Origin of the sequence: Synechococcus sp. CS-1333 (assembly GCF_025128015.1) — a bacterium.
Taxonomy (GTDB): Bacteria; Cyanobacteriota; Cyanobacteriia; order PCC-6307; family Cyanobiaceae; genus MW101C3.
Window position 1 is genome coordinate 180547 of the sequence record NZ_JAHLYO010000009.1, and the last position, 26344, is coordinate 206890.

The window sequence follows — 26344 nt, forward strand, 5'->3', positions numbered from 1 at the left end:
TTAAAAATCAGGTAAGAAGGGTGTGTCCATCATCGGATGTTGAAGCAGGTAGCTTCGCTGCATTCGTGATAGACGACTCAGCAAGGAGGGTTGTCGGCTGAGGCGAAGACAGGAGGTCACCAGTTCGTCGCGGCTGCAGGTCTCCCAGTGCAGAAGTGAAAACTGATCCCACAGTGGCCATCGCCCCAGGATTGGTACCACGCAGCCGCTGGCCACAGCCTCTATCTGCGCAAGACCAAGCGATTCATAATCGGAGGGAATCAACACCAGTTTTGCTTGTCGCAACAGGGCAGGAATATCGTTCGTCGTTGGTGAAACAACTACAGTCAACGTGGGTGAGCGTGAGATGTCACTGCTGGGTGGTGAGGTTGGAACGATGGCCGCACTGCGAAGCCCTGTTTCCTGCACCACAGCAAGGAATCTGGACCAACCTTTCTGTTCGGTGGGGCGTCCGAGAAAGAGCAAGTCAAAGGGCCTCTGCCTGGCGTCCGGGCACGAGTGCGCCTGTTCAACCTTCAGCCGCTGCAGCACCGCAAGGGGCAGAGCATGACTTGAAAGCAGACAGCGCCCTGCCTGAAGCAGTTTCTGCTCATGGATCGTCTGCACATACACGTTGATTCCGATCCTCTGCATCATTTTCAGCACTACCTGGGCCAGGCGAGCCCGCCAGCGGTGCTTGACAAAGTCAGGGTCATGAAAGCTGGGGAGCCAGGCGATACGGACGGATGGATTGAAGCAGCGGATATGGATGGCAAGCAGATAGGCCCAGGCGCTGTCGCAGCCAAACAGGAGCAAGTGTTCTCCAGGCCTGACCCTCTCGGTTGGCTGAGTGCCATGCAAGACGCCACACTTCTCTTCATGGGGCAAGGACTTCAACGTCCTGCGTAGGGTCCACAATCCGGTAGAGGCGAACTGGGAGTCTCGCAGACGGTGAGCCACTTCGGTGGCCACCACATGAATGCCGCCGATCTCGCGGAATCCCATTGGCCTGTAGGCGAATGCGGTCATCTTCTGCTCGCAAGGGCGATGTTGTACACCCCACGGGTCAGGTGAGCGGTACGAGCCCAGCTGAACTTCTTGGCTTGGACCTCGCACTGCTGAGCCAATTGGCGCCGCAGGCTTTCTGATGCCAGCACGCGCTCAAGGGCAGTAGTGAGTTCTACCGGACTCTGTGGATCAATGGTCAAGCCGGCCTCACCCGTCACCTCTGGGATGGATGACGTGTTTCCGACGATCACCGGTGTTCCGCAGCTCATCGCTTCCAGGGGCGGCAATCCAAACCCCTCGTATAGCGATGGGTAGACAAACACATCAGCAAGCGAATACAGCACCGGCAGCTCCTCTTCAGTGACATGTCCAAGCAGAAGAATGTTCGAACTGGCAGAGCTCTCCCTAAGTCTGTCCAACAGGGGTGCCGACTTCCATCCGACTGATCCTGCCAGCAGTAGCTTGATGGAGTCCAGCGAGCTGTGCCGCTGCAACGCCTCGAATGCAGTCAGTAGTGTCGCGAGGTTCTTTCGAGGTTCAAGTGTACATAAGCTAAGAATGACGCGGTCGTTGGGCTTCAGTCCAAAACGCTCACGGGCACAGCTCAGGAGATGAGGATCCGTTACCGGTTGCAGCTCTGGGGAGGCGGCCAGTGGAGTGACATGAACATGCTCCGCAGGCACGGTGTGGGTGAAGTGCAGAAAGTCACGCTTCGTGGATTCTGATACGCAAATCACCTGATCGCTCCTGCATAATCCATCGACAAGCCCGTGAAAATGGCGGACGGTTTCCCTCGTGAACAACTCTGGCATGATCATTGGAATCATGTCGTGGACCGTCACGACCACTGGCAGCGCATCATGACGGCGGATGGCAGAAGGTACGGCTTGAAACGGCGTGTGGAACAGGGTGAGCTCTTTGTCACAGCTCTTCAGCAGAGTGTCGAACCTCTGCTGGCTAGCCGCGCGTGCGCCTGGAAGGCGTGCGTAGCTGCGACGTAATGGCTTTGCCAGTCGGATCAGCAGGGGCGGGAGGCTCCTCGTCAACACCGACGTCGTCAGGGCAAGGGCCAATGGATTGGCACCGAGATCAAGTCGCTTCAGTTCGACTTCAGCGAGAGAGGCAAGAAGTGGCTCTGGGCAATAGGTTTTAAGTGTGATGTTGGCTTGATCGTGGAGTGCCTGCAGCAACTGGCTGGCATAACGATAAATGCCACCCCGCGCCAGAGGTGAGCGGGCCGCCTGGCCAAAGATCAACGTGTCAAAGATGAGATTCAAGCTTGCCGGATGGCCTCCCATCGCCTGCCTCTTCGGTTACGGACTGTTGAGTTTGGTCTGCGCCTCTTGTTGGCGGGCGCGTTACTCTGCTCGGCCTCGCTTACCCACTCCAGCCCTTGCCAGCAGTGGGCCCCAAGAGCCATTGCACCATAGACTCTCGCCACTGCTCCAGCAGCGTTGACTGGCGGGCAGCCCGTGGTGCATAATGAATGAGTGCCAGTCAAATGGCTGCGGGTGTAGCTCAGTGGTAGAGCGTCACCTTGCCAAGGTGAATGTCGCGCGTTCGAATCGCGTCACCCGCTTCATACGGTAAAACCCCTGAATCTTGCTTGCAAGGTTTGGGGGTTTTTCGTGTAGTTGGTTGATTGCCTGCCCTCAGTTTACGCACCTGGAGCACAACACTCTTGAGTGCCACGATTTGTGATGAACCCTACGTGGTACTGGAACCTAAATCTGACGAAGTGAGTCGGCTTTGTCTCTGAATGTATTCAGGAGGAGCTGCAGATAGCTGACTCTACGGAGTTTGATGTTTGCCTGTAAGGACATACCAACTTGCAAAGGCAGTGCTTGGCCAGATTCAATCTTCAGTTGTTGGGTATTCAACTTGATCTTTACGGGGAACCGATAGGTTGGTTTCAGCTGATCGGGGGGGATCGCATCGGAGCCAATCTGTCTTACGACACCGCTGATCACGCCGAAATCAGTGGCAGGAAAGGAATCAATGCTGATATCCACTGGCTTGCCAACGCTGACGAAGCCGATGTCTTGACTGGCAACTTCTACACTGGCTTCAAGTTTATCAAAGGGAACAATCTGCATGACTGGCTCGCTCGTTTGGGCGGCAAAGCCGGGTCCAGTTGGCTTGAGTCCGAAGATAATACCGTTGACTGGTGACTTGACATTCTGATAGCGAATGTTAATCTTTACGTCGGAAAGGCTGGAATTCAGCTCGTTTACCTCGCCCCTCAGCTGCTGAATGCTCTGGTCTAGGATTGCTTTCTGGCGCATTCTGTCAACACGCGTTTGATTCAAGTTTCCGTCAATCTCTGCAACCTTATTGCGCTGATTGAGATATTGTAGCTCGCCAATACCGCCCTCTTTGGTTAGGGTTTCCAGGCGCTTGAGCACATCTGTTTCCAGTTCAAGGTTCCGCTGTAGTGATTGCTGTTCAGTAGAGTTTAGGTCTAGATACTTTGCGAGCTCCTTTTCTTTGAGCTCCAGCTGTTCCTTTTTCAGCAGGATGCCCCGCATCAAGCTCCGGCGGCGATCCTCTGTTGCTTCGCTGTCTAATTGAAGCAGAGTTTCACCAGCGTTGACTTTCTGGCCATCCTTAACCAGAACTTTCGCAACGACACCGCCCACTGGAAGACGGATGTCCTGAACGACACCGATGGGTTCTAGCTTTCCCGGGGCTACCACGATCTCTTCCGTTTGCGCCAAGGCTATCCAACCCACACCGAAGGCCGCAGTGCCAATCAGTCCCCAGGTTGTTGCCGTCGCCCAAAATGGTGACTGCTCCAGCACAGAAGCATTCTCTGATTCTGTGTGAATGCTTTGCTCGATGTTGTTTTGGAGCTTGCGGAGGGGATTGGTCAGTTTCACTGAAGTTGCGAAGAAGAGAACATCGTTCGTTTTGAGCTAGGATCAGCTGCCTTCTTGTTGGCGGTAGAGAGCGTAGTAGCGACCTTTCAGTTGAACAAGTTCTTCATGGGTGCCCTGTTCGACAACGTTTCCTTGGTCCATCATTACGATGAGCTTGGCACGGCGGATTGTGCTTAGACGGTGCGTAATGAAGAACACCGTGCTTCCTTGAATGCTTTCAACCAAGTTGTCGCATAGACGACGTTCAGTATCGTAGTCAAGTGCACTGGTTGCCTCATCCATCACAAGCAACTTGGGGTTGGTGATAAGAGTTCGGGCAATGGCAATGCGCTGTTTCTGTCCGCCTGATAGGCCAGCACCTCTCTCGCCGATGTTTGTGCTGTAGCCTGCTGAAAGGCTCATGATGAAGTCATGAGCGCAGGCTATCTTTGCTGCTGCGACGATGTCGTCACTCGTGGCATTGGGATTGCCAAGTGCAATGTTTTCGTTGATCGTACCGCTGAACAATAGTGGCTCCTGAGGTACGATGCCAATCTGACGACGCAGAGAATAGAGTTCAACTTTGTCGATATCGTAGTCATCAATAAGGATGCGTCCTGATTCAGGGCTATAAAGCCTTGCCAGCAGCTTCATCAATGTGCTCTTGCCGCTTCCGCTTTGGCCGACAACGCCAACAAACGTTCCTGATGGAATCGTCAGGTTGACGTTGTGAAGCACTGGCGGCAACGACAAGTTGAAGCGGAAGGTTACATCTTCAAAGCGAACGCTGCCGTTGATGGCAGGCAGCGGGATCTTCTGCTTATCTGCTTCATTGGATTCTTCTGGAGTGTCAACGACATCGGCTAGACGCTCAAAGGAAACTCTCAATTCTTGTATGTTCTGCCAAATTGAGCTCAAACGCAACAATGGCTGTGTGACGTATCCACTGAGGATGCGAAAGGCAATCAGCTGGCCCAGGGTTAGTTCGCCCTTCAGCACCATCGTGGCGCCAACCCATAGCACCATGAGCTGAGAAAGCTTCTGAAGAACTTGGCTTGTCTGGCTTAATGCCGTCCCTGTAATCGTCTTTTCGAAGGACTTACTGATGTAGCCTGAGTACAGGTCTTGCCACTTCCACCGGCTGACCATCTCCACATTCTGGGCTTTGACGGTTTGAATTCCGGTGAGGACCTCCACCAAGTGGGATTGGGTTTTTGCGTTTTCTTCGGCGGCATCACGGTACTGACGCCGAAACAGCGGAGCTCCCAGCACGGTGAGAGCCACTTGAATCGGCACCACCGCCAGAGCGATCAGGGTCAGAACCCATGAATAGATCGACATCACGATAATGTAGATCACCGAAAAGGCGGCATCAATAATCGTGGTGAGAGCCTGTCCTGTCAGGAACATGCGGATCTTCTCCAGCTCCGCAATCCGACTGCCCAGCTCTCCGACAGGGCGCTTATCGAAATAGCCAAGAGGAAGGCGCAGCAGATGATCAATGACCTCTGCGCCCAGCCGCGTATCGATGCGATTGGTTGTTTCAGTGAAGATAAAGGTGCGAAGACTCTCCAGCACACCTTCCAACAAGGTGACAACGACCAATGCGATGCCGAGAACCTGCAATGTGTCGAGGCTGCGCTGGCTGATCACCTTGTCAATGATCACCTGAATGATCAGGGGGTTGGCCAACGTGAACAGCTGTACAACGAAGGAGGAGACGAGCACCTGAGTGAGCACACTCCGGTGACGCCTCAGCGCCGGCAGGAACCACGACACCCCGAACTTCTGCTCTGGTGTGACGCTGGTGCGATCGACGAGAAGCAGGTTGATTCCCTCCGGGAAGGCTTCTTCCACTTCCTGAGGGCTAAGCCGGATCAAGCCCTTACGCGGAGAGGCCAGCACGATTCCACGGGCGTTACTGGCTTGCAGGAGAGCAAAGCTGCCGTCCCACTCGACCAGGGAGGGAGTCTGCAGGCGGGTACAGGCGCTGCTGCTGACTTTTGCCCCCACCACATGCATGCCCATCATTGAAGCGAGGCTTCCGACCAACTGCATGTTCGGCGCCTGACCGCGTTGCAACTGCTGCCGCAGAACTTTCTCGATGGCATCCTTTCGAAAGGGCAGGGTCATCTGCCTGCTCAGCATCTGAAAGCAAGCCAGGGTTTCATCAATGGGGCCCTCCCCTCTGATGACTTTGAAGGGTTGCCGTTCATCACTCCTTCCCAGATTCTCGGCCGTGGGTAAAGGCGATTCAGGTGCAGCCAGGACTGTGGGACCGGCACCATCCACTGCGGTGATGAGGCTCCCGTTCTGATTGCCGCCGGCAGCTGGAGCGGCCTGGCTTCTGCCAAGACGTTCGATGACTCCGACTGGCAATCCAATCAACCTTGCCGGCAACGGGCCAACGGGGGCTGGCAGGCTCGAGCCAGAGGCGACGACGGCTCCGATGTCCAAGCCAGGCAGGTTGGCGCTTGCCACATACCAGACATGCTCAGCGTCGACCTGTTGCGTCGTGAGCGGAACACTCCGGACAGTGGCCTCGGATTGCAGCAGCGCCACGCTGTCACGGATGCTGAGAGGAGAAGCTGCGGATTGGCTTTGAAGGAGTTGAACGAGGCGTACAAACTCGGCAGTCCAGAGGTGCGTCGAGCACCAATCCTTAAAGATCTTGTCTCTGGAGTGCAACTTCAGAATTGTATTGTCGGGGATGGCCAGTGCCATGACCTCGCTGGAGGCATGAACCTCCTCGCAGGGGGCGGCGCTCAGCAGTGAAGCGAGCCCTACGACCTCACCGGGTTCCAAGCGCTCGACAGTTCGCCAGCCTGTGCCCTGATGGGCAGTGAGACGGGCGCTTCCCTCAAGGATGATCAGAACTTCACTGGGAATGGTGTTGGCGACCGCTATGGACTGCCCGACGCGGTACTGCAACAGGCGGGACGTATCCTCCACCAGTTGTTTCCCCTCAGCTCCAAGGGAACTGAACACCTCAAGCTCCCAAAGCTTTTGGTAGGTGGTGGTGGTCATACGAGAGGGTTCAGCGGGGCTGGGCAAATTTGCTTGATCCTAAGGGTGACCTCCTCCTGGATCCATTCGTCGAACAGCTCCTGGGCCATCCGCTGCCGCATCGCCTCATCAAGGCTAGCCGGTTGATGCCTTTCGAGCCGTACCAGCAACCAGAGCTGCTCGACTGTGAACGGAGCGATCAGTTCGCCGACTGTGGCGCTTCTCAAGCGTTGCGCGAGTTGGGGATGGGCTTGATTGAGAGGCAGGGGGCCAACCAGTCCGCGCGATGTTTTTTCAGGCCCCTCGGTGTAGGTCTCAGCCAGCTCTGCAAACGTGGCTTCTCCCTCTTCAATTCTGAGGTAAAGCTCGCGGGCAAGAGAGCCATCTTTCACTCTGATCAGGCTATAGATGACTTGGTCAAGCTGGTTCTTTTTGTCCAGGAATCGTGCTTCGGCTTTGGCGATAAAGTGTTGGCCGCAATGGACGGCAATGCGGTGTGGCAATTGAACTTGCCACAGGTAATCCTGTTGCGTCCATCCCATTTTGCTCAGAAACTGGGCTTCGCTGGCTTGATCTTGCAGGCCGTTGGCTTTGCGGAAGTTCGAAAGCAGGGTTTTGCTCAACTCCTGCTCCAGTGCACCCTTGTCCAGCGTTTCTTCAAGAACCATGTGGTACACGAAGGGGCGCAGCAGGTTGCAGTGGGCCAGGGAGCGCAGTGTTGGTGCAGCCACGCCTGGGATCCCTGCTGACACTTCCTCGGCAGCTTGAGCGTGCTCGGGCTGTGAAACGGCGCTCATGGGGTCATGGGGAAAGACCGTGGACAGGGACAAAGGGTCCGCAGGGTAGACGTGACGCTATCTTCCCATGGGTGTCTGCCGGGTTGGGCCAGGCCCCGCTGTGGGAGGATGGCTAGCCCTAGGCCGACTTCCTGCCCTGCTGATTGATCTGCGTCAGTTACAGCGTCAGAGTGCCGCTGCAGATCCTGCCTTGCTGCGCCGCTGCCTTTCCAGTGCGCCTCCTGGCCTTTTCGCTGCAGAGCGTCCGGTTCTGATCTGCGGTGATCCGCAATGGGGCGAGTCCCCCGCTGCCGGGGTGTTGCTGGCCTGGCTTGGTCAGCGCCCGCGCCATTTCTGCCTCGTTCCCGAGCTTGGCCAGCCCTGCCTGGAGGCGCTTCAGGCCTTGTATGGCTTCGACGAGGTGTGTGTCCCCTCACTCCATCCAGCCGCGTGGCCTCGAACGCGCGTCTGTGCACCGGATGGCACCCCCTCTCTGCCTCCACGCTCCCCGGGCACACGGCTGGCCTATATCAGCCCGATGCCCCCCCAAAGGAGCGGAATCAGCACCTATAGCCTCGCTCTCCTGCCCCACTTGGCCAGGCACTTCTCGATTGATGTTGTCGCTGAGTTGCCGTGGGATGGACCACCTCCAGAAGGGGTGCTGTCTGTGCTCACGCCTTTGCAGTTCGCCAGTCGCGCACATCAATACGATCATGTTCTGTATCACTTAGGGAATTCGTCGGCTCACCTGGAGATCATGCGGTTGCTCGGGGCCTTCCCTGGTGTGGTGGTTCTGCACGACTTCTTTCTTGGCCATGTGGTGTGCAGCCCGGAATCAGATGAATGGCTCGGAGGAACCTGCCTGCAGAGGCTCTACGCCTCCCACGGCTATCAGGCCTGCCTCGCCTACGAAGCGTCGCAGCGAGGCGGCGATGATCACGTCATCTGGGCCTACCCCTGCAACCTGCCGCTGCTTCAGCAGGCCGATGGCGTGATCGTTCACAGCCGCGAGGCACTGCGATTGGCGGAATCCTTCTACGGCCCCACCGCCGGTGAGTTCTGGACCCTGATTCCCCATCTCAAGCAGGAGGTTCTCCCTGAGCCCACTGATCGCTCTGATCAGCGTGCTCGCCTCGATTTCGCCGAGGACTGCCTCGTGATCTGCACCTTTGGATTCCTTGGGGTGGCCAAGCGCAGTCTGCTCTTGCTGGAGGCGTTCCTGGCGTCGTCCCTGGCGAGCGACCCCCGTTGTGTCCTTGTGTTCGCTGGCTCGGCTGGGAGTGATCAACGGCTGCTGAACCGTATGCGCCGGGCCATTCGGCGGGCACGGGCGCAGGGCGGCCTCCTGGCGGAGGTCCGTATCACCGGCTGGATTGATACAGCCGACTACCTCGGCTACCTGGCGGCCGCCGACCTTGCCGTTCAGCTGCGCAGCTCTTCGCGGGGCGAGACTTCCGGGACGGTTCTTGATTGCCTCGCTGGCGGGGTCCCCCTGATCGTCAACGAACATGGCAGCCTTCGGGAGATCCCCGAAGGCTGTGCGCTCCGCCTGTCGGAGGCTTGCGACACCGCAGAGTTGGCACGTGCCCTGGAGTCGCTGGCGCGCGATCCAGAACGGCGGCGGCGGCTCGTGGAATATGGCCGCCGCGAAATCGCCGAGCGCCATCGCCCCGACCACTGCGCCGCTCGCTATGCGGAGGCCCTGCATCACGCTGGCGAGCAAGCTCAGCGCCGCCAGCAGCTGCTCACCCCATTTCGCCGGCAACTGCCTGAAGATCCTCACCAGGTCGTCAAGGCTGCCAATACGCTCGGCTTGCTGTTTCCTCCCGAGCCGCGGCAACGCCAGTTGTTCCTGGATGTCTCGGCCCTGGCAGAGCAGGACCTGGGCAGCGGCGTGCAGCGTGTGGTGCGTTCGATCTGTCAGCAGTTGTTGGCGCGTCCACCGGTTGGTTTCCGGGTCGAACCTGTTGTGGCTTGTTCGGACGGCCTGGGTTATCGCTACGCGCGCCACTTCACCACCAATCTGCTGCAAGCGGCGGTCGATGAATTGGAAGATGGGCCTGTTGCCTGGTACCCCGGTGATGTGTTTCTTGGCATCGACCTCAGCCATCACGTGGTACTGAGCCAACGGGCTTACTACGCCTTCTTGCGTGCACAAGGTGTGGAGGTGCACTTTGTGGTGCATGACCTCTTGCCTTGTTTTCTGCCGGAATGCTTCCCGCCGGGTGCGTCGGAACGGCATCGCGCCTGGCTCGATGTGGTTCTGCAAGCAGACGGGGCCGTGTGTGTCTCCAGGAGCGTGATGGAGGAGCTCAAGGGTTGGCGGATGGAGCGGCAGGCGGCGGCGCAGGAGAGTCCATTCCGGCTCGGCTGGTTTCACCACGGAGCTGATTTTCAACGTGGCACCGCCACCGCGCCTAGCCAGGAGGAGATCACAGCCGTGGAAGCCCTGGGCCCCTGGCCCACCCTGCTGATGGTGGGGACGGTCGAACCACGCAAGGCTTACCTCGATGTGGTGGAAGCGGCCACGGCGCTCTGGCAGAACGGGGCAACCTTCAACTTGGTGATCGTGGGCCGTGAAGGCTGGACCGACCTGCCGGATCCAGACCGCAGAACCCTGCCGGCCACGGTGGCGGCGATCCGGCGGCATCCCCTGCTCCACCACCAGCTGTTTTGGTTTGATGCGGCGTCAGATTCCCTGTTGCAGTGCCTGTATGAGCGTTCCTCAGGGTTGATTGGGGCTTCCTTTGGGGAGGGCTTCGGTATTCCGCTGATTGAAGCCGCCTCGTTTGGCTTGCCCCTGTTGTTGCGGGATCTGCCGGTGTTCCACGAGGTCACCGGCGGCCATGCCAGCTTTTTCCCCAGCAAGGCCAGCCGGCAAGCCCTCAGCGAGTCCATCGCCCGTTTTCTGGAGGACATCTCTGGAAACGCGGCCGCAGCAGCTGGCCACCGACCAGCGCCGTTCACCCCCCAGTCCTGGAGTCAGAGTGCTGATCAGCTCGTTGAGGCGATTGGTCTGCAGCCGGGAGCTGAGCCAGCGCCATGCCTGGGCGCGCCTTCGTTGGCAAGCCCCGGGGCACCGATGAGTCCTGAGCCCCCTGCAGCAAGACCCCGCCGGCGGCAACGCTGGCGCCGGCGGCTCAGCACGGTGAAGGAGCGGATCAAGCGGCTGCTGCGCCCCGCCCATCACCCCACGCCTTTTTCAGGGTCCGTCGGCATGTCAAGCTCGCCTGGGTCACTGCTGCCAGGGGCTGAGGCCTGGCTTCACGAGCTGCGACGCCAACGCTGAAGGAGGCGTCCGAGGCGACGGTAGGGAGCGGTGAGCCGCCAGGAACGGCTGTGCTTGAGACTTTCTTGATCAAGCAAGGCCCGATTGAGTTGTCCCTGCAGCTCAGCCAACCGTCTGTTATCCCTTGATTGCTGATCAGCGGCTTTCTGTCGGGCGATCTCAAGCTCTCGCACCTTCTCTTGGCTGGCTTCCAGAACGAGCAAACAGTTTTTCTCCTTTTCTGCCAGTTCCAGCACCTTTCTCTCGCTGGCCTCCGCCATCATCGCCCACTCCTTCTCTTTCTCGCTCCACTCCCTCTCTTTCTCGCTCCACTGCTCGCTCCACCGCTCTTCCCTGCGCTGGCTGTCTTCGTTGAGCCGATGCACGATCCCCTCGAGTTCATCAGCTTCTTGCACAGCCCAATAGGCCTGTTGTGCACGCAGGGCAGGATCCTTGCGGAGCCTTTCCCTCACCAGCTCCGCCACTTGATGCAGGTCGTAGTGATCAAGGGTCTCGCCGCGGGTGCTTTTCTCGTCATGGATTGCCGTTACATCGCTAGCGTAATAAGCCCATTTATCAAGCTTGTCGCAAAGATCAAGGCAAAGAGCCACATCCTCCCCGCACACGCTGAAGCTCTCGCGCAGCCGGATGGCCTGGAACTCTTCGCGACGCAGTACCATCAGCGCACCAGTAACGGCGGGCATGGGCCCCGACTCCCGCACGGCCAGCGCATCGGGGTTGATCAGGGGGCCGAGCCGATCGGGCCGGAAGCGGTTGTAAGGCACACCCTGGTTCGCGAAGAGAATGCCGGCATGACCGAGGCGACCATCGCTGGTGCGCAACCGCCCCCCCACCACGCCCACCTCGGGCCGGCTTTGCAGGATCTGAATGGCCCGATCCAGGCTGCCCCGATCCAGAATCACGTCGTCGTTCAGCAACACCAACAGGTCACCGCGGGCTTGATCAGCCAGGGCATTCATGTTGGTGGCGAAATGATAGGCTGAGCGGCAAGCGATTTTCAGTGGCGGGTGGGCATCAGCTTGAAGCAGGCCTTCATCCTCCGGGTTTCCATTCCAGGAACAGAGCAGTTCATCGGTGTCGTTCCAGAAGCGGCGTGCTTCGCCCAGGCTGCGAACCAGCCGGTTCAGCAGTGAGGCGTTGCGAGACACCACCAGGCAGGAAACCGTCGGCGTGATTGAGGCGCTGTCAATAGGGACCATCAAATGACTCGTGGGCCTAAGGGATCACGCCGTCATTCAACTGCTTCTCAACACGGCTCAGGAGCCGCAACGGCTCACGAGTCACCACCTGTGTCAGCAGCCGTGCTCCGCTGAGGCGTTCCAAGCGGCTCTTTAGCAGATAGCAGGAAGTGGTGGGTTTTGGGCTTCGCGCAGGCCACATGGGGTAGTGCAGTATTCCGAGCCCAGTCGTCGCTTGCTAGCTTTGTACGTCCAGTCCAAGATCTGTCAGCGAAGCGGCATATCACACCGGCAAAAGCTGGTCTCAACTCGTAATGCTCGGGTATGATTGGGCGGATCTGCTGGGTCTGCCACTGCGGCAACAGCCTTGACAGAACTGCCAAGACCCTTAAGGTTTCTCGGCAGCCGCAGCCGCAGCCCAGCTGCGGAGACCGTCCCCTCTTCCCCAAGCCTGGAGAACTCCACGAATGGCAACTGCCCTCGAAACTCAACTTCTTTACATCACTTATTTCGGCAGGCCAGCGGATCCAGCCGGCCTCGCCTACTGGACAACGGGCCCTCAGGCTGCCCTGCCCCTCGATCAAGTCGCGGATTTCTTTGCTTCAGACGTTTAGTTTGCCCAGACGACCGCCGGCAAGACCACAGAACAAATCATCAATTCGTTCTACGTCAATGCCTTTGGGCGTCAGGCCGATGCAGCCGGCCTTCAGTTCTGGACGGCCAAGGTCAACAACGGTGAGATTTCGATCCAGGACGTGGGCCTGTTCATTGCCCTAGGCGCTCTGGCTCAGCCTGCTGGTTCGCCAGACCGTGTGGCTTTGGAATCGAAGCAGACGGCCTCCCAAACCTGGACCGGCCTTGTGGCAGCGGATGTCACGGCAACTCTTGAATACGCCGGTCCGCTTGCGGCCACCTTCGGCGTCGACTTCCTGGTGCCCGTCACTACCACGGCCACCATTCCTTCGTCGGCAGCCACCCAGGCCTCCATCAATGGCCTGCCCCCTGTGGGCACCGTTGCCCTGCTGAGCTCGAACGCCAGCAGCGTCACTGAAGGCGGCACGGTCATCTTCCAGATTCAGACGATCCCGGATCTCGCTGGCCAAACCATTGCCTACGAGCTCAGCGGCGTTCAGGCCGCTGACGTGGCCGGTGGAAACCTGGCGGGCACGGTGACGATCAGCGCCACCGGCGTGGGCCTTATTCAGGTCACCATCGCGACAGACGCGATTCTCGGCGAGACGGAAACCCTTCAGATTGATTTCCCCAACCAGATCGTCTTCTCCAAGCCGCCTGGTAGCGACTCTGTGGTGATCATTGACACCACTCCTCCGGTCGTCCTCCCCACCGAAACGGTTCTCACCACTGCCACCGATGTGGTTGCGGCCACAGCGGTCTCCGCGTTCACCTTCATCGGCACTGAGCAGACCCTCGGCCAGAACGATCAGCTGACTGGTCGCGCCGGCACCGAATCCAAGCTGCTGATTGGTACCGACGGAAGCTTCACCGTTGACAACTTCACCAGCTTCGGCATCCAGACCCTGGAGCTGAATGCTTCTGGCGAAGATCTCTGGGATAGTGGTTCGGTTGATCTCAGCCGTGCTTTCGGCCTCAATGGCGCGAGCGGCGCAGCCGATGGGCTCACCAAGATCAACATCAATCAGTCAAAGCTTGGCTTCCTCTTCCTTGAGGACATCCAATCCGCTGTTGGTTTCACCACTAAAATCAAGGACAGCTTCAGCACGATCGAATACAACTTCGACGTCAACGCCCTAGCCAGCTCTAACAATCTGGTCAGTGTCGTCATCGAAGAAACACCGGTCGACGCCACCTCCGGTGAAGCCCTCGGCCTTGATTTCACCCAAGGGCCTCTCCGCTCTAACGCCAGCATCGAAACCCTTGCGCTCACCTCGCTTGGCTCGATCACCAATGTGGTCGATCTGCTCAGCGTTGGTGACGCGCTGACCACCTTGGTCATCGACGGTGATGCTTCCCTCGACATCACCACGGATCTCGGCCTGCCCAGCAATGACAACCGGCGCATCAGCACCATCAATGCGTTTGAGTTGGATGGTGATCTGAGCCTGCGCTACACCTCGATCCTGGGCGATGTCATCAACAACTTCCTCCCGGATGTGAGTGTGTTTGGGGCGATCGGGGATAACTTCCTTGATCTTGGAACCCAGTCCCCAACCTTCGCCACCGATTTCTTTGTTGTCACCCAAGACGGAGACGACACCGTCTTCACCGTGGGCGGCGATGACGACCTCTTCGTTGGTGAGGGCGACAACCTGGTGGATGCCGGCGATGGCCGCAACTCAGTGTCCGCTGGCGTTGGCGACGACACCATCACGACCGGTGATGGAATTGATCTTGTCCAAGCTGGCGATGGCGACAACATTGTCGACACCAACGATGGCAACGACACCATCACCTCTGGTTCTGGCGACGACACGATCGACGCTGGCGCCGACAACGACGTTGTCAATGCTGGCGATGGTGACAACAGTGTCATCGGTGGTTTCGGCAACGACTCAGTCACCACAGGCGCCGGAAACGACTTCATCGTTGGCGATGTCCTCATCCCTGGTGGTGTGGTGGGTACCGGCAACGACACCATCAGCTCTGGCGCTGGCGAAGACTTTATCTTCACTGGCGGTGGTGCCAACCTCGTCGATGCTGGCGATGATGATGACTTCGTTGTTGTCGGTGAAGTTGTCAATGATGTCTTGCTTCAAGACACCTTCGCCAACACCGTTCTGCTTGGCCTAGGCAACGATGGCGTGGCGATCGACACTGACTCCCTCACCTTTGCCGATTCGATCAACGGTGGCGCTGGAATCGACACCATCGATCTCGCCAACGGCGGAACCCTGCTCCGTTCGGAAACCCTGCGGGTGAGCCGGATTGAAGCCCTTGATCTGATTGGCAACGGTGATTACTCGATCACCCTCAGCGACGAGCTGGTCCGCACGTCGGATGACATCGGTTCACGCATCTTCTCGGTGTTCACTTCCGGTGATGACGCCGGCAACGTGACCCTGGATCTGAGCTTCCTCAGCCCAGTGGATCTTGTTGGCAATCTCATCTCGATCCGCTACTCCGGTCAGGATGACACCGACAGCGAAACCATCATCGTCCGTGATGAGCTGATCAGTCCCGAATCTGTGTTCGCCTTCGGTGAAGCACCGCTCGATCAGGATGAAACCTTCGCAGACAAGCTGCTGATTCTTGACTCGGCAGACGTCACCGCCGTCGACCTCGTCAACGTGACGGGCCTTGAGGTGATCGAACTTGGCTCCTCGGTGAATGGCCCTCAGACCTTCACCTTTGATCTGCGCAACCTCAGTGTTGCCCAGTTCAACAGCCTCGTTGGTGATGGCAATGATGTGCTGATCATCCGCGCCACACCTCTGCTGGCGGGTTCGGTTTCCAGCCTCAACATCGATCTCACCGGCGCTGATCCGCTGCTGGCCGGGCGCATCATCGTTGAGCAAAGCGCCGATCTCAACGTTTCCGTTGTGGGTGTGCCGCCTGGTTTCGTCACCATCAACACGGCACTCTTCTACACCCCCAACGCCGACAATCTTGTCGGCACTGCGGGCAACGACACGTTCACGGCCTTCCAGCTCTCGGACGTACAAGTCGGCGACTTCGCCAACGGTCTCGGTGGGGTGGACACCCTTGAGCTGGAGTTTGCAGTCAGCAACCCGCTCGCCCCACTGGCTCTGCAGCTGAGCCTCACCAACATCAGCAACATCGAAATCTTCGATTTCAACCCTGCGGCCGTTAACCAACCGGTCCGCTTCAGTGGAATCGGTCTTTTCTTTGCTCCTGGGCTTCAGTCGATCTTCACCGCCGGTGGCGACGACTTCCTGGACGACATCGAGCGTTCGCTGTTCATCGATGCTGGCAGCGGTAACAACACCGTCGATCTCGATGCAGCGGGCACAGTTGTGACGGCCGGTGGCAACGACAGTGTTTTTGGCAGCGGTGGCAACGATTCCATCGTTACTGGCGGCGGTAACGACACCGTTAATGCTCAGGGCGGTAATGACTCCATCAACGTCGGTGAGGGTAACGACTCTGTGCTGGGTGACGGTGGCAATGACACCATCGATGGCGGCACTGGTAACAACACCATTAACGCTGGAACTGGTGCCGACTCTGTGATCACTGGCGTCGGCAACGACTCCATCGTTGGTGGCACTGACAACGACACCATCAACGCCGGAGATGGCACCAACACCGTGTTGGCTGGACTCGGTGCTGACTCTGTCGTGACCGGCACTGGCGCTGACTCCATCAGCACCGCCGATGCTCTTGAAGTCGAGAACGACACGGTTTCCTCTGGTGCCGGCGCAGACACCGTTCGGGTGGGTCTGGGCAATGATTCGGTGACTGCTGGAGCAGGCAATGATCTGATTGTCCTGGGCGTGACAACGTCCGTCGAGTCAGGCGGCATCATTCATACCATCGACGAAGGCGGTTTCACCATCGGCGATCGCATCAATGGTGGTGCCGATGTTGACACTCTCGTGTTCGCCCTCGATGCCGTTATTGGTTCCATCACCACCGTCACCGGCACGCAAGTTCAGAACATTGAAGTTCTGAACGTTTCCCCTGGAGCTGCGAACCAAACCCTGGTTCTCGACACCACCCTGCTGCCACTGCCCACCGGTGGACGTTTGGCGGTCAACCTTGATGGCGACGTCAACGACGATGGGGCTGGGTTCGTACTCAATGCCACCAGCTTTGTTCAGGGCCAGGCTGTCGATGTCTTCACCACCGGACTCGATACCAGCTCCACCTACAACCTGGGTGCCGGCAATGACACCTTCACCAACTTCGTTGCTGACTCCAGTGACAACGTGACAGTGGCCGGTAACGGCGGTGCTGACACCATCAACCTGTCCACCAACGCTGTCGAAGTTGTCCAATACAACACGGGCAATGATGGTGGCACCGGTGGAACAGGCACTGGCGGTGACTTCATCACCGGCTACTCCGCTGCTGCTGACTCCATCGATATCACCGGTGGCTTGCTCACCGACATCGGCGGGCTGCTCTCCAACCAGGTGACCAATGCCCAGCTCACCCTGGGTGGCCTGAGTGGCACTGGTAATCCGGGCAACAACCTCTCGGGTCGCAACATCCTCAACCTCACCGGTCCGGCCCGCAGCCTCACCGATGCACAGTTGCTGGATGCCAACGCTATCGCTGCTAACATCAATGGCGTGGGCGTTGTTGGCAATGGGCTTGCTTTTGGCGATCTCATCGGCCTCTTCAACACTGTTGATGCGGTTACCAACCAAGCCCTGATCGTCCAGCAGGGTCAAACGGATACGGCTCTGTATCTCTATACCGAGTCGTCCTTCGACTTCTCCAATCCCCAGGCTTACACTGTGGAAGCGAGCGAACTGCGCCAGCTGGGTGTGTTCGACAACAGCCTGTTCACCGGTGTTGAACTGGTCTGAGTCTGGTCTTCTCCTTCTCATTCAAGCGGGGCTTCGGCCCCGCTTTTTTTCTGTTCGATCCGTTGACGCCTGAGTTCCACCTGCATGAACATCCTGTTCGTTCATCAGAATTTTCCCGGCCAGTACAAACATCTGCTGCCCTATTGCCAGGCGAAAGGCCACACGGTTCTAGCGCTTGGCAATGTTCGGCCCCTTTCCGCTTTTCCTAAGACCTATCCCTATCGCCACTACGGCTTTGATCGCTCCAGCGGCCGTGACACTGATCCTCTGGCGGTGGACTTTGAAAGCAAGATGATTCGCGCGCGGAGCTGTGCTGCAGCTGCACAATCACTTCGTGATGAGGGATTCATCCCTGATGTGATCTGCACGCATACAGGCTGGGGTGAGGATCTCTTTCTGCTGGATGTATGGCCTACTGCGAAGTTGATTGGTTATTGTGAGTATTACTACAACATCGACGGCTTTGATCTCGGCTTCGATCCAGAGTATTGCTCCAGCGACTCCCTGATTCTGCAAAAGCTGCGAGGCAAGAATGCCAGCATCCTGCTGTCGCTGCAGCAGGTCAGCGTGGGTGTGAGCCCCACCCGTTTTCAGCGCAGCACCTATCCGCAGGAGCTTCGCTCACGCATTCGCATCATTCACGATGGCATCGATACCCGCCATGCCAAACCACAGAAGGATCTCTATCTTGAGGTGCGCGGCCGCAGGCTTACTGCGGCCGATCCCGTCGTCACCTTCGTGAGCCGATCCCTTGAGCCCGCCCGCGGTTTTCACCGTTTCATGCGCGCTCTACCCAGGTTTCAGGAGTTGTGCCCGCAGGCTCACATCATCATCGTGGGAACTCCCGAAGGTGGATATGGTGCGCGTCCCGATGTTCCCCATAAAGAGCAGTTGCTGGCTGAACTTGAAGGGCAGATCAATCTGGATCGCATCTATTTCCCTGGCCGGCTTGCCTATGAAGACTTTCTGCGGCTACTGGCTATCTCTAGCTGCCACGTGTATTTTACGATCCCGTTTGTGCTCTCCTGGTCGTTGCTTGAGAGCATGGCGGCCGGTTGCGTCGTGGTGGGCTCAGATACCGCACCGGTGCGGGAGGTGATCCGCCACGGTGAGAATGGCCTGCTTGTGGATTATTTCAACCCCGATGCACTTGCCAATCAGATGCATGCTGTTCTGAGTGATCCAGAGGCCTATGCCTCATTGCGGCTTGCCGCACGCCGAACGGTGATCAGCCACTACGATCGCGCTGATTGTTTGGCCCGTCACCACGCACTCATTCAAGATGCGTTTCATGGGCATATCTGAATGGCCAGCTGCCGCCAGCTCTTGCCGGTGGTGTGGCGTTCAGAGCTGGTGAGTCACCGGCGATCGGGTGCGGGCTGCGGCATGTTCTTTGCCACAGCCTCATTCCTTCGGGTGCACAACCAGGGTCGCAGACACTACCAAGGCGGCAGGTAGTCTCGCGACAGATCGGAGAGGATGAATGTTGATGGTTGTGCCGGCTTCTCCTCTCAGAGAGCCTGCACATCTCCAACGCTATGGCTGAGTGACTTCGCTGGAAGGCACATCATGAAGCAACTGATCCAGCTTTGCTGATAACACCTGCCGGGCTGTTTCCGCCACAGCCACACTTGCCTGGCCGCGGGTGATCTGCTCCCCTGCAGCCTGGAGCAGGCCGAACACCTGCCTGGCTTCTTCGGGAAGATCTTCGATCACGAATTGGCGCCCCTTGAAGATAATATTTCGAACCGGCATGGCTGAATCCAAAATGCAATGTCACCTTATCACCGTGCTTCCAGGCCTTGGCGTGGTGTTCAGGCCTGTGGCCACTGCTTGGCGTACGACTGAAACGAGGGGTGGCCATGCTCCACCCAATGGAACTGCCTGTGCGGCAGCGCTGGCTTCAGCACGGCGAAAAACCGCAGGGCGGTGAGCGTGGCGGCGGTTTCCAGTGGACCGACGAACCCCTGCTTGGGCAAGGACTGACCCCGCAGCTGCATCACTTGGCTGTTGCTCAGGCAGAAGAGGCCAGAATGTGGATTGGCCGTTCGATCAAACACGATCTCCTGTCCATCCCAGAACCGCCCGCGGCCAACGGCGGCCTGGGGTGTGGTGAAACGGCCGATGAACTCGCTGCGCAAGGGGCCATCCACCAGCAGCCTTTGGCCCGCCTGGCCGGGGATCCGTTCGTAGCGGTGCGGCATCAGCACCGCCTTGTGTTCACAGCCGGCAAGGAACCAGGCCTGTTTGTCGAAGAAGAGGGGATCGCCGATCACCAGATCGTCTTCCAGGTAAAGAGCCAGATCCAGCACGGGCTCAGCCTGGATCAGGAAGTCGCGGGCGGCCAGGGGCAGTTGGCGCGGATCCTCCAGTGACACGCTGTGCAGGGTGAGCCGATCGGCGTAGGGCCGTATCGCTTCCTCCAGTTGATGGCCCTCACTGGTGAATAGATGCAAGTCGAGGCTGATCGAGGCCAGCCGGTGCTTGTCGCCGAACTGCAGGGGCCCGGCGCACTCCAGCACACGTTGGCCGATGTTGAGCACCAGATCCTCCGTGCTGCGCTCCAGTGCGAGCAGGGCGGCCAGGCATCGGCCCAGCGCCAGGCAGCGTTCAAAGCGGGCCCCTGGCTTGCCGGATCCATAGCCTGTGCCGCCGCTGCGCTCACGGAAGTAGTGGGGGATGGCCACCCGCACCCGCAGGGAGGTGTTGCTCATTCCCCGCTGGCCTCACGCCTCATCAGCCGTTGGTGCTGAACGGCGTTGAATCCCAGCTTCCGGTAGAAACCTTCGCAGTTCGTCGTCATCAGATAGGTGCGCTCCACTTGTGCCAAGGCTGGTGCCGCCAGCAACGCTTCCACCAGTTGCCGCCCCAAGCCATGCCCCTGGCTTTGCTCAGCAACAACCACATCCCAAAGCACGGCACGAAACACGCCATCACTGTTGGCCCGGCCAAACCCCACAAGCTGCTGTCCGCTCCAGGCACTCACCACAACGGAGCTACCTTTGAGCATCGTTCGCAGCTGAACCCGGCTTCGTGCCGTTGCCCAAAAGCTGTTGCAATTTAGCAGCTTCTGCAGTTGGCCAATCGCATCCACCGGCCTCAGCCCTGGCCCCAGTCCCAGACGCAGGCTGGGAGCCCCTGCACGGTGGCGAATCACGGAGATCAACAGGCCTGGCTCCTGGCAGAACTGACGACAGTGTTCCATCTTCGCCTCCACCGCCAGCCAGTGGGCTGGGACCTTTCCTGATAGTGTTTGCGAACCAACTCAGGCTTTTGGTGCTTCTTTCGAAGTTGACTCGTTTGGATTGGCTTCTGGCCACCTTGCTGATGGCAGTGTTTCCTGTTTACAGCTGGATGCATGGCCAGGATATCAATTACGACGCTCGCAACTATCACCTTTACGCCGCACTGGCTTTTCTCGCCGGTGATTACGGAGCCGATCTTCTTCCCGGTGGCACTCAGACCTTTCTGAACCCCCTGGCCAGCCTGCCAGCGGCATGGATGTTGGCAGGTAGCCATGTGGTCGGGCCGCTCTTGCCGACGCTGCTGTTCTCATTGGTCCAGGGCGTTGCTCTGCTGGTGATCTATGCGATCGGGTTGCTGTTGTTCGCCCACGATCGCCTCCTGTCATTTCTGGCGGCACTGCTGGGGGGAAGTGCCCCGATGGTGTTGTCCGAGGCGGGCAACACGATGGCTGACCTTACCCTGTCGCTGCTCAGCGTCAGCAGCCTTGCGCTGGCCTTGCTGGCGGTGAGGGGATCTGTTGCACCAGGGCGGAAGCGTGTGCTGGTGGCCTTCTCTGCCGGCATGGCAGGCGCGGCCGTAGGGATGAAGCTCACCTTTCTGATCACCTTGCCGCTCTTGGTGTCTGTGCTGCTACTGGGCCCGCCCGCACCGCAGGGATGGCCGGCGCTGCTCTCCCGGTTGCGTTTGGCCTTGGTGACCTGGCTGATGCCTTTTCTGATCAGCTTCATGCTGTTCGCCTCTCCCCAGCTGTTTCATTCCAGCCGAAATACGGGGAGCCCGTTCTTCCCGCTGTTCAATAACTATTTCCGTTCGCCGCTTCACGAAGACGTCCACCCGCACGAACGTCGTTTTCAGCCTGATTCACCAGCCGCCTTTCTGCTCGCTCCCCTGTTTGATTTCACCGACAGCTTCTTTCCGCCGTTCAATCCTGAGAAGAACCTGCAGACGCGTCGTTCGGAGGTTGGCCTCAGGGATCTGCGCACCTTGCTCTGGGCTCTGAGCAGCCTGGCTCTGCTCGTTCTCCCTGCCCTGCGGCAACGATTAGGCCGGAGGCCACGGGCCTTGGTGCTGGGTCTTGCGGCCTCCTATGTGTTCTGGCTCTTTCTCAGTGGCATCGGCCGCTATGCCATCCCGTTGCAACTGCTGATGGGCTTAGTGATCGCCATGGCCTGCCGGCAACTGCTTGCCCCCCTGCCCCTGCCGCCACGGCTCTTGAACCCCTCGCTCCTTCTCGCTGCCTTGCTGGCGCTCAGCCTGGCGTGCCAGATCACGCCGAGCTGGGGGCGCTCAGGCTTCCAGCAGCACTGGACGCTGATTCGCGCAACCTCCCCATCGGCGCTGGTGCCCGTGCGTGATGGTCGGCTTCAGTTCCCTGCTGGTGTGCCCGTTGTCCTGCTCGATCGACCCATCGGTTGGATCAAGTCGCACACCCTGGCCAGCAACAATCCACTGTTGCACTGGAACCCGGGGATCGCCCCGGTTTCAGTGGATCACTCGAAGCTGCCCATGGTTCACCAGCGGATTCAGCGGCAGCTGCTGGAGAGCGGTTTCGACTCGTTTCTGGTGTTGATGTTTCAAGGTGGTGTTGATCGGCCAGAGGAGCGGCTTCGTGCCTTCTTGGCGGACGCCCCTGAGATCACTGCTGCCGGTTTCCAGGCGGGAACCTGCTCTTTTTATCAAACGAGCAAGGGAGTGGAGGATCTCAGCCTCTGTTCCGTTTCATTGCGTTGAGTTTCTTCACTTCAGCCGAACGCCGCCGGGCGGATCAGCCCAATAGGATGGGAATTCAGAAGTGGTGCATTGGATTTGCAAGTTGATGGCGATCCTCAGCTTAGTTTTGTGATTCCCTGCCTGAATGAGGCGCCTACTCTGGCCGCCACGATTCGTGATTGCCATCGTGGTGGGGAAGCAACGGGCCTCAACTTTGAGATCGTGGTGGCTGACAATGGCAGCTCAGATGGCTCTGTGCAGATCGCTCAGCAGGAGGGTGCACGCGTTGTGTCCGTTCCCATTCGTGGCTACGGGGCGGCTCTCTCTGCTGGCATTAAGGCGGCACGGGGCTGCTTTGTGTTAATGGGGGATGCAGATTCCACCTATCGCTTCGATCAGGCTCCGCTCTTCCTGGCACCGCTGCAAGCCGGGGCTGATCTGGTGATGGGCAATCGCTTCCGCGGCACGATTTCACCAGGGGCGATGCCGTTCTTGCATCGCTATCTGGGCAACCCTGTGCTCAGCCTGTTGGGAAGGATGTTGTTTGGCATTGATGTCGGTGATTTTCACTGTGGATTGCGGGCTTTCCGCAGAAGCTCAATCATGGCCCTTTCCCTTTGCAACACTGGCATGGAATATGCCTCTGAGATGGTCATCAAGGCCAGCCTTCGTGACATGCACCTGGTTGAAATTCCTACGGATCTTCGCCCCAATCCACCGGGTCGTCGCCCCCATCTGCGTACGTGGCGAGATGGGTGGAGGCATCTCAAGTTCATGCTTTCTTTCAGCCCGCGCTATGCCTTTCTGGGGTTTGGATCTGTGTGTCTGGTGGCCTCGCTGCTGTTGTACTCTTCCTATGCAACTCAGCTTTCAATCTTTACGGGTACAACCTCGCTCCTGGTTGCTGGTTTCCTGTTCTATTCTGCTTGTGCGCTGATTTCTGATTATGTGGTTACCCGCTTCTTCTTCGCGCAACGCTACGGCAACCACATCGGGCGTGGCGGCCGGTTGATTGATCGCTTGCTTCATGGTCGATCCGGAATCGATCGCCTCATGAAGTCTTCGGTGGTCATGCTGGCTCTCGGTACGGTGCTCATGTTGATTGTTTTGCATGCCTACCAAAACGCCTCGCTCTCTGAGCGCGCCATCAGCCAGTTGGCTTTCCTGGCCTCGGTATCCCTTTCAGTGGCCCTCTTCTCTTATCTTACTGGAGCGAAGATCTCCACATTGGTGGCATTCCAGGATCGCGAATTCTAGGCACACGCGTTGATTCATTGCGCTTTGAGCATCAATTCAAAGGCATTTCTTCATTGAGGCCTTTTCTATGATCTCGCCAGCCATCACATGGCCTCTTTCGGTTGTTCCGGGCGCTCAGAGGCCGCAGATTGATTGTTGCTCCTTGAGGAGTGACAAGCCTCTACAATGGACTGCCGGCCATCCTGATTTCTCCGCCCCATCAGCACGCAATGATTGTAACTCGCCGTGCACTTGGCCATAGTCCAAGCCGCCATCCGCTCAGCCCATCACGTAGGTGGAGGTTGCAGTTTCCCGCCGTGCTTCTCAACAATCGTGAGCTCTGGTGGCGGCTGACAGAGCGGGAGGTGTTGGGGCGCTACCGGGGTTCGCTACTGGGTTGGACCTGGAGCTTTCTTCAGCCCCTGTTGATGTTGGTCGTTTATACGTTTGTTTTTTCGCAAGTGTTCCAGTCCCGTTGGGGCACCTTGCAAAATCAGGGCTCTCTGGCTTTTGCCGTCAATCTATTCGCTGGCCTGATTGTATTCAACCTCTTTGCTGAATGTGCGAATCGGGCGCCCGGCCTGGTCTTGTCACATCCAAACTATGTGAAAAAGGTTGTGTTTCCGTTGGAGATCCTGGCCTCTGTTGCTCTTGGCAGTGCCGCCTTCCATGCACTCGCAAGCCTCATCATTCTTCTTGTCTTCGAACTGGTTGCGTTTCAGGCCATTCCAGCTTCCATCCTTTGGCTGCCGGTGATTTGGATTCCTCTCCTCCTTGGCTGCCTTGGGATCACCTGGCTGCTGTCTTCTCTGGGGGTCTTTTTGCGGGATATCGGCCAGGTTGTGCAAGTGGTGGTCAGCATGCTGATGTTTCTGAGCCCGGTCTTCTTCCCGATGTCCGCGATGCCACCACGTTGGCAGCCTCTGTTGCAGCTCAACCCCCTGGCGCAAGTCATTGAGCAGACGCGTCGCGTGGCTATTCAGGGGGAGGCTCCTGAGCTTGGCTATGTCGTTGTTGGCCTTCTGCTTGGGGTTGTGATCGCTGAGCTGGGGCTACGTGTGTTTCAAAAGGCTCAAGGGGCCTTCGCTGATGTGATGTAAGAAGCACCACCCCATGAACTATAATCTTTCTCCGGCGTCCCTGCTGCCACTTCCAACGTGACTATTGAGTCGGATGATCTGATGATCCACGTGGAAGACTTGGGAAAGTGCTTCCACATTTACGACGATCCCACGCAACGTTTGAAGCAGGCCCTTTGGCGTGGCCGTCGCCAATACTTTCGCGAGTTCTGGGCCTTGCGGAATGTCAGCTTTGAGGTGCGCCGCGGAGAAACACTTGGTGTGATCGGGCGCAACGGCAGTGGCAAGAGCACCTTGTTGCAAATTCTTTGTGGCACCCTTACGCCGAGCGAAGGGCAGGTGCAAACGCGAGGTAGGGTTGCTGCCTTGCTGGAGCTTGGTAGTGGCTTCAACCCTGAGTTCACAGGAATAGAAAACATCTATCTCAACGCTTCCCTCTTCGGTCTTAGTCGAGAAGAAACCGCAGAGAAGCTCGAGGATATTCTTGCTTTCGCTGACATCGGCACCTTCGTTGATCAACCGGTTAAAACCTATTCCAGCGGAATGTCTGTGCGGCTGGCGTTCGCTGTCGTTGCTCATGTAGATGCCGACATCCTTGTGGTGGATGAGGCTCTCAGCGTGGGAGATGCCTTCTTCAATCAGAAGTGTTTTCGCTTTCTGAATCGCCAGCGAGAGGAGAAGTGTCTGCTCTTCGTGAGCCATGACACGCAGGCTTTGCGTAGCCTCTGCAATCGAGCCATTCTTCTTGAGGCGGGTCGCATCAAGTTCGCTGGAGAAGCGTCCACAGTCAGCGACTTCTACCTTGAGGACCTTTACATCGCCCAGGACGCATCAACTGGCCGCTCAGTGACGGCTCCAGACATGCCCACCCAGCCACCTGTTGAGCCTGCGGAGGAGTACTACACCCGTTGGCGCGACTACCGACAGGAGCTACGGCTCAATGCAGGGCTTGGTAATTTGATTGAGATCACGCCTTTTGATCAGGCCCTGTTGCTCTCCAGCTCGTTTGGAACCGCGGAGGCCAGTCTGGAGAGCGTGCACCTGGTTGATGCGGCGAGTGGCCTGCCGCTTCGCACGGCCATGGGCGGAGAGCTTGTCGATCTCTCGATCACAGCCCGTGCCCACGCAGCGATCCGCCAGCCCATTGTGGGGTTCATCTTCAAAGATTCTCGTGGGATGGCGGTACTCGGAGACAACACCTGTTTATCCCATCCGGATCCCACCTTCACAGTCCCGGCCGGAGACACTTACTTCGCTCGCTTTCGATTTACCCTGCCTGTGCTGGCTCCTGGTGACTACGCCATTGCCGTGTCCCTGGCGGCAGGAACACAGGAAGACCATCGTCAGCTGCAGTGGCAGCATGATGCCTTGATCCTCCATAGCGAATCGAGTGCCATGTACGCCGGCATTGCAGGGCTGCCGATGCAGGAGATCGAGTTTGGCTGTTTGCCCCACCAAGACAGCCCATCCAGCAAGGAGCTGGGAGCTTGCCACCGTCAATGAAC

16 protein-coding genes, 1 tRNA gene and 1 pseudogene are annotated in these 26344 nt (G+C 58.2%); 9 read left to right on the forward strand and 9 right to left on the reverse strand.

The annotated features are described in order from the left end of the window. Positions 1-1008, reverse strand: coding sequence for a hypothetical protein (locus tag KQ303_RS02785; RefSeq protein ID WP_259729053.1), 1008 nt, complete (start codon positions 1006-1008; stop codon positions 1-3). Beyond that, the gene (locus tag KQ303_RS02790; protein ID WP_259729054.1) at positions 1005-2264 is read right to left on the reverse strand and encodes a glycosyltransferase family 1 protein; all 1260 of its coding nucleotides are present in this window, start codon (positions 2262-2264) and stop codon (positions 1005-1007) included. The genes KQ303_RS02785 and KQ303_RS02790 overlap by 4 nt, the downstream gene beginning before the upstream one ends. Positions 2265-2494: 230 nt before the next feature. Here KQ303_RS02790 and KQ303_RS02795 point away from each other — a divergent pair. After that, a tRNA-Gly gene (locus tag KQ303_RS02795) sits at positions 2495-2566 on the forward strand. 145 nt (positions 2567-2711) lie between these two features. Here the strand turns inward: KQ303_RS02795 and KQ303_RS02800 are convergent. From KQ303_RS02800 to KQ303_RS02810, 3 genes are read right to left on the reverse strand one after another with little or no spacing between them, the layout of a single operon-like run. Then, positions 2712-3866: an HlyD family secretion protein gene (locus KQ303_RS02800; RefSeq protein WP_259729055.1), complete on the reverse strand. Its 1155-nt coding sequence runs from the start codon at positions 3864-3866 to the stop codon at positions 2712-2714. A gap of 42 nt (positions 3867-3908) precedes the next feature. Beyond that, the gene (locus tag KQ303_RS02805; RefSeq protein WP_259729056.1) at positions 3909-6872 is read right to left on the reverse strand and encodes a peptidase domain-containing ABC transporter; all 2964 of its coding nucleotides are present in this window, start codon (positions 6870-6872) and stop codon (positions 3909-3911) included. Beyond that, positions 6869-7648, reverse strand: a complete 780-nt coding sequence (locus KQ303_RS02810; RefSeq protein WP_259729057.1) for a peptidylprolyl isomerase — start codon at positions 7646-7648, stop codon at positions 6869-6871. The genes KQ303_RS02805 and KQ303_RS02810 overlap by 4 nt, the downstream gene beginning before the upstream one ends. 736 nt (positions 7649-8384) lie before the next feature. On the opposite strand from KQ303_RS02810, the gene KQ303_RS02815 reads away from it, so the two are divergent. Next, entirely contained in the window at positions 8385-10916 is a 2532-nt protein-coding gene (locus KQ303_RS02815) for a glycosyltransferase (RefSeq protein WP_259729058.1), read from the forward strand. Here the strand turns inward: KQ303_RS02815 and KQ303_RS02820 are convergent. Continuing rightward, positions 10892-12067 (reverse strand): glycosyltransferase family 2 protein, encoded by a 1176-nt coding sequence (locus KQ303_RS02820; protein WP_259729059.1) that lies wholly within the window; start codon positions 12065-12067, stop codon positions 10892-10894. The genes KQ303_RS02815 and KQ303_RS02820 overlap by 25 nt on opposite strands. Positions 12068-12738: 671 nt before the next feature. On the opposite strand from KQ303_RS02820, the pseudogene KQ303_RS14700 reads away from it, so the two are divergent. The 3 genes and pseudogenes from KQ303_RS14700 to KQ303_RS02830 all read left to right on the forward strand — a co-directional run. Continuing rightward, positions 12739-12840: pseudogene (locus tag KQ303_RS14700) on the forward strand (DUF4214 domain-containing protein); the annotation flags it as partial. Positions 12841-12849: 9 nt separating this feature from the next. Beyond that, on the forward strand, positions 12850-17568 hold the full coding sequence (locus tag KQ303_RS02825; RefSeq protein ID WP_259729060.1) for a calcium-binding protein: 4719 nt from the start codon (positions 12850-12852) through the stop codon (positions 17566-17568). A gap of 84 nt (positions 17569-17652) precedes the next feature. Next, complete coding sequence (locus KQ303_RS02830; RefSeq protein ID WP_259729061.1) at positions 17653-18873, forward strand: glycosyltransferase; 1221 nt, start codon at positions 17653-17655, stop codon at positions 18871-18873. Between the two features lie 231 nt (positions 18874-19104). On the opposite strand, the gene KQ303_RS02835 is transcribed toward KQ303_RS02830, so the two are convergent. Genes KQ303_RS02835 through KQ303_RS02845 form a run of 3 tightly spaced genes read right to left on the reverse strand, consistent with a single transcriptional unit; the run spans position 19105 to position 20773 of the window. Next, positions 19105-19323: a DUF6447 family protein gene (locus KQ303_RS02835; RefSeq protein WP_259729062.1), complete on the reverse strand. Its 219-nt coding sequence runs from the start codon at positions 19321-19323 to the stop codon at positions 19105-19107. Positions 19324-19382: 59 nt separating this feature from the next. Beyond that, on the reverse strand, positions 19383-20282 hold the full coding sequence (locus tag KQ303_RS02840) for a hypothetical protein (RefSeq protein ID WP_259729063.1): 900 nt from the start codon (positions 20280-20282) through the stop codon (positions 19383-19385). Further along, positions 20279-20773, reverse strand: coding sequence for a GNAT family N-acetyltransferase (locus tag KQ303_RS02845; protein ID WP_259729064.1), 495 nt, complete (start codon positions 20771-20773; stop codon positions 20279-20281). The genes KQ303_RS02840 and KQ303_RS02845 overlap by 4 nt, the downstream gene beginning before the upstream one ends. Before the next feature lie 122 nt (positions 20774-20895). Here KQ303_RS02845 and KQ303_RS02850 point away from each other — a divergent pair, with 122 nt between their 5' ends. From KQ303_RS02850 to KQ303_RS02865, 4 genes are all read left to right on the forward strand, one after another. Further along, positions 20896-22545, forward strand: coding sequence for a hypothetical protein (locus KQ303_RS02850; RefSeq protein WP_259729065.1), 1650 nt, complete (start codon positions 20896-20898; stop codon positions 22543-22545). Positions 22546-22614: 69 nt separating this feature from the next. Continuing rightward, entirely contained in the window at positions 22615-23781 is a 1167-nt protein-coding gene (locus tag KQ303_RS02855) for a glycosyltransferase family 2 protein (RefSeq protein ID WP_259729066.1), read from the forward strand. A gap of 281 nt (positions 23782-24062) precedes the next feature. Next, positions 24063-24860 carry an ABC transporter permease gene (locus KQ303_RS02860; RefSeq protein WP_259729067.1) on the forward strand — a complete coding sequence of 266 codons (798 nt, stop codon included), beginning with the start codon at positions 24063-24065 and terminating at the stop codon, positions 24858-24860. A 57-nt stretch (positions 24861-24917) separates the two neighbouring features. Further along, positions 24918-26342 carry an ABC transporter ATP-binding protein gene (locus tag KQ303_RS02865; protein ID WP_259729068.1) on the forward strand — a complete coding sequence of 475 codons (1425 nt, stop codon included), beginning with the start codon at positions 24918-24920 and terminating at the stop codon, positions 26340-26342. Positions 26343-26344: the final 2 nt, after the last annotated feature.

What these genes read in the sequence shown, in the direction of transcription:
- KQ303_RS02785 (WP_259729053.1), bottom strand. Translation starts at nt 1,008, where the DNA reads ATGACCGCATTCGCCTACAGGCCAATGGGATTCCGCGAGATCGGCGGC.
- KQ303_RS02805 (WP_259729056.1), bottom strand. Translation starts at nt 6,872, where the DNA reads ATGACCACCACCACCTACCAAAAGCTTTGGGAGCTTGAGGTGTTCAGT.
- KQ303_RS02810 (WP_259729057.1), bottom strand. Translation starts at nt 7,648, where the DNA reads ATGAGCGCCGTTTCACAGCCCGAGCACGCTCAAGCTGCCGAGGAAGTG.
- KQ303_RS02815 (WP_259729058.1), top strand. Translation starts at nt 8,385, where the DNA reads ATGCGGTTGCTCGGGGCCTTCCCTGGTGTGGTGGTTCTGCACGACTTC.
- KQ303_RS02830 (WP_259729061.1), top strand. Translation starts at nt 17,653, where the DNA reads ATGAACATCCTGTTCGTTCATCAGAATTTTCCCGGCCAGTACAAACAT.
- KQ303_RS02835 (WP_259729062.1), bottom strand. Translation starts at nt 19,323, where the DNA reads ATGCCGGTTCGAAATATTATCTTCAAGGGGCGCCAATTCGTGATCGAA.
- KQ303_RS02840 (WP_259729063.1), bottom strand. Translation starts at nt 20,282, where the DNA reads ATGAGCAACACCTCCCTGCGGGTGCGGGTGGCCATCCCCCACTACTTC.
- KQ303_RS02845 (WP_259729064.1), bottom strand. Translation starts at nt 20,773, where the DNA reads ATGGAACACTGTCGTCAGTTCTGCCAGGAGCCAGGCCTGTTGATCTCC.
- KQ303_RS02850 (WP_259729065.1), top strand. Translation starts at nt 20,896, where the DNA reads ATGGCAGTGTTTCCTGTTTACAGCTGGATGCATGGCCAGGATATCAAT.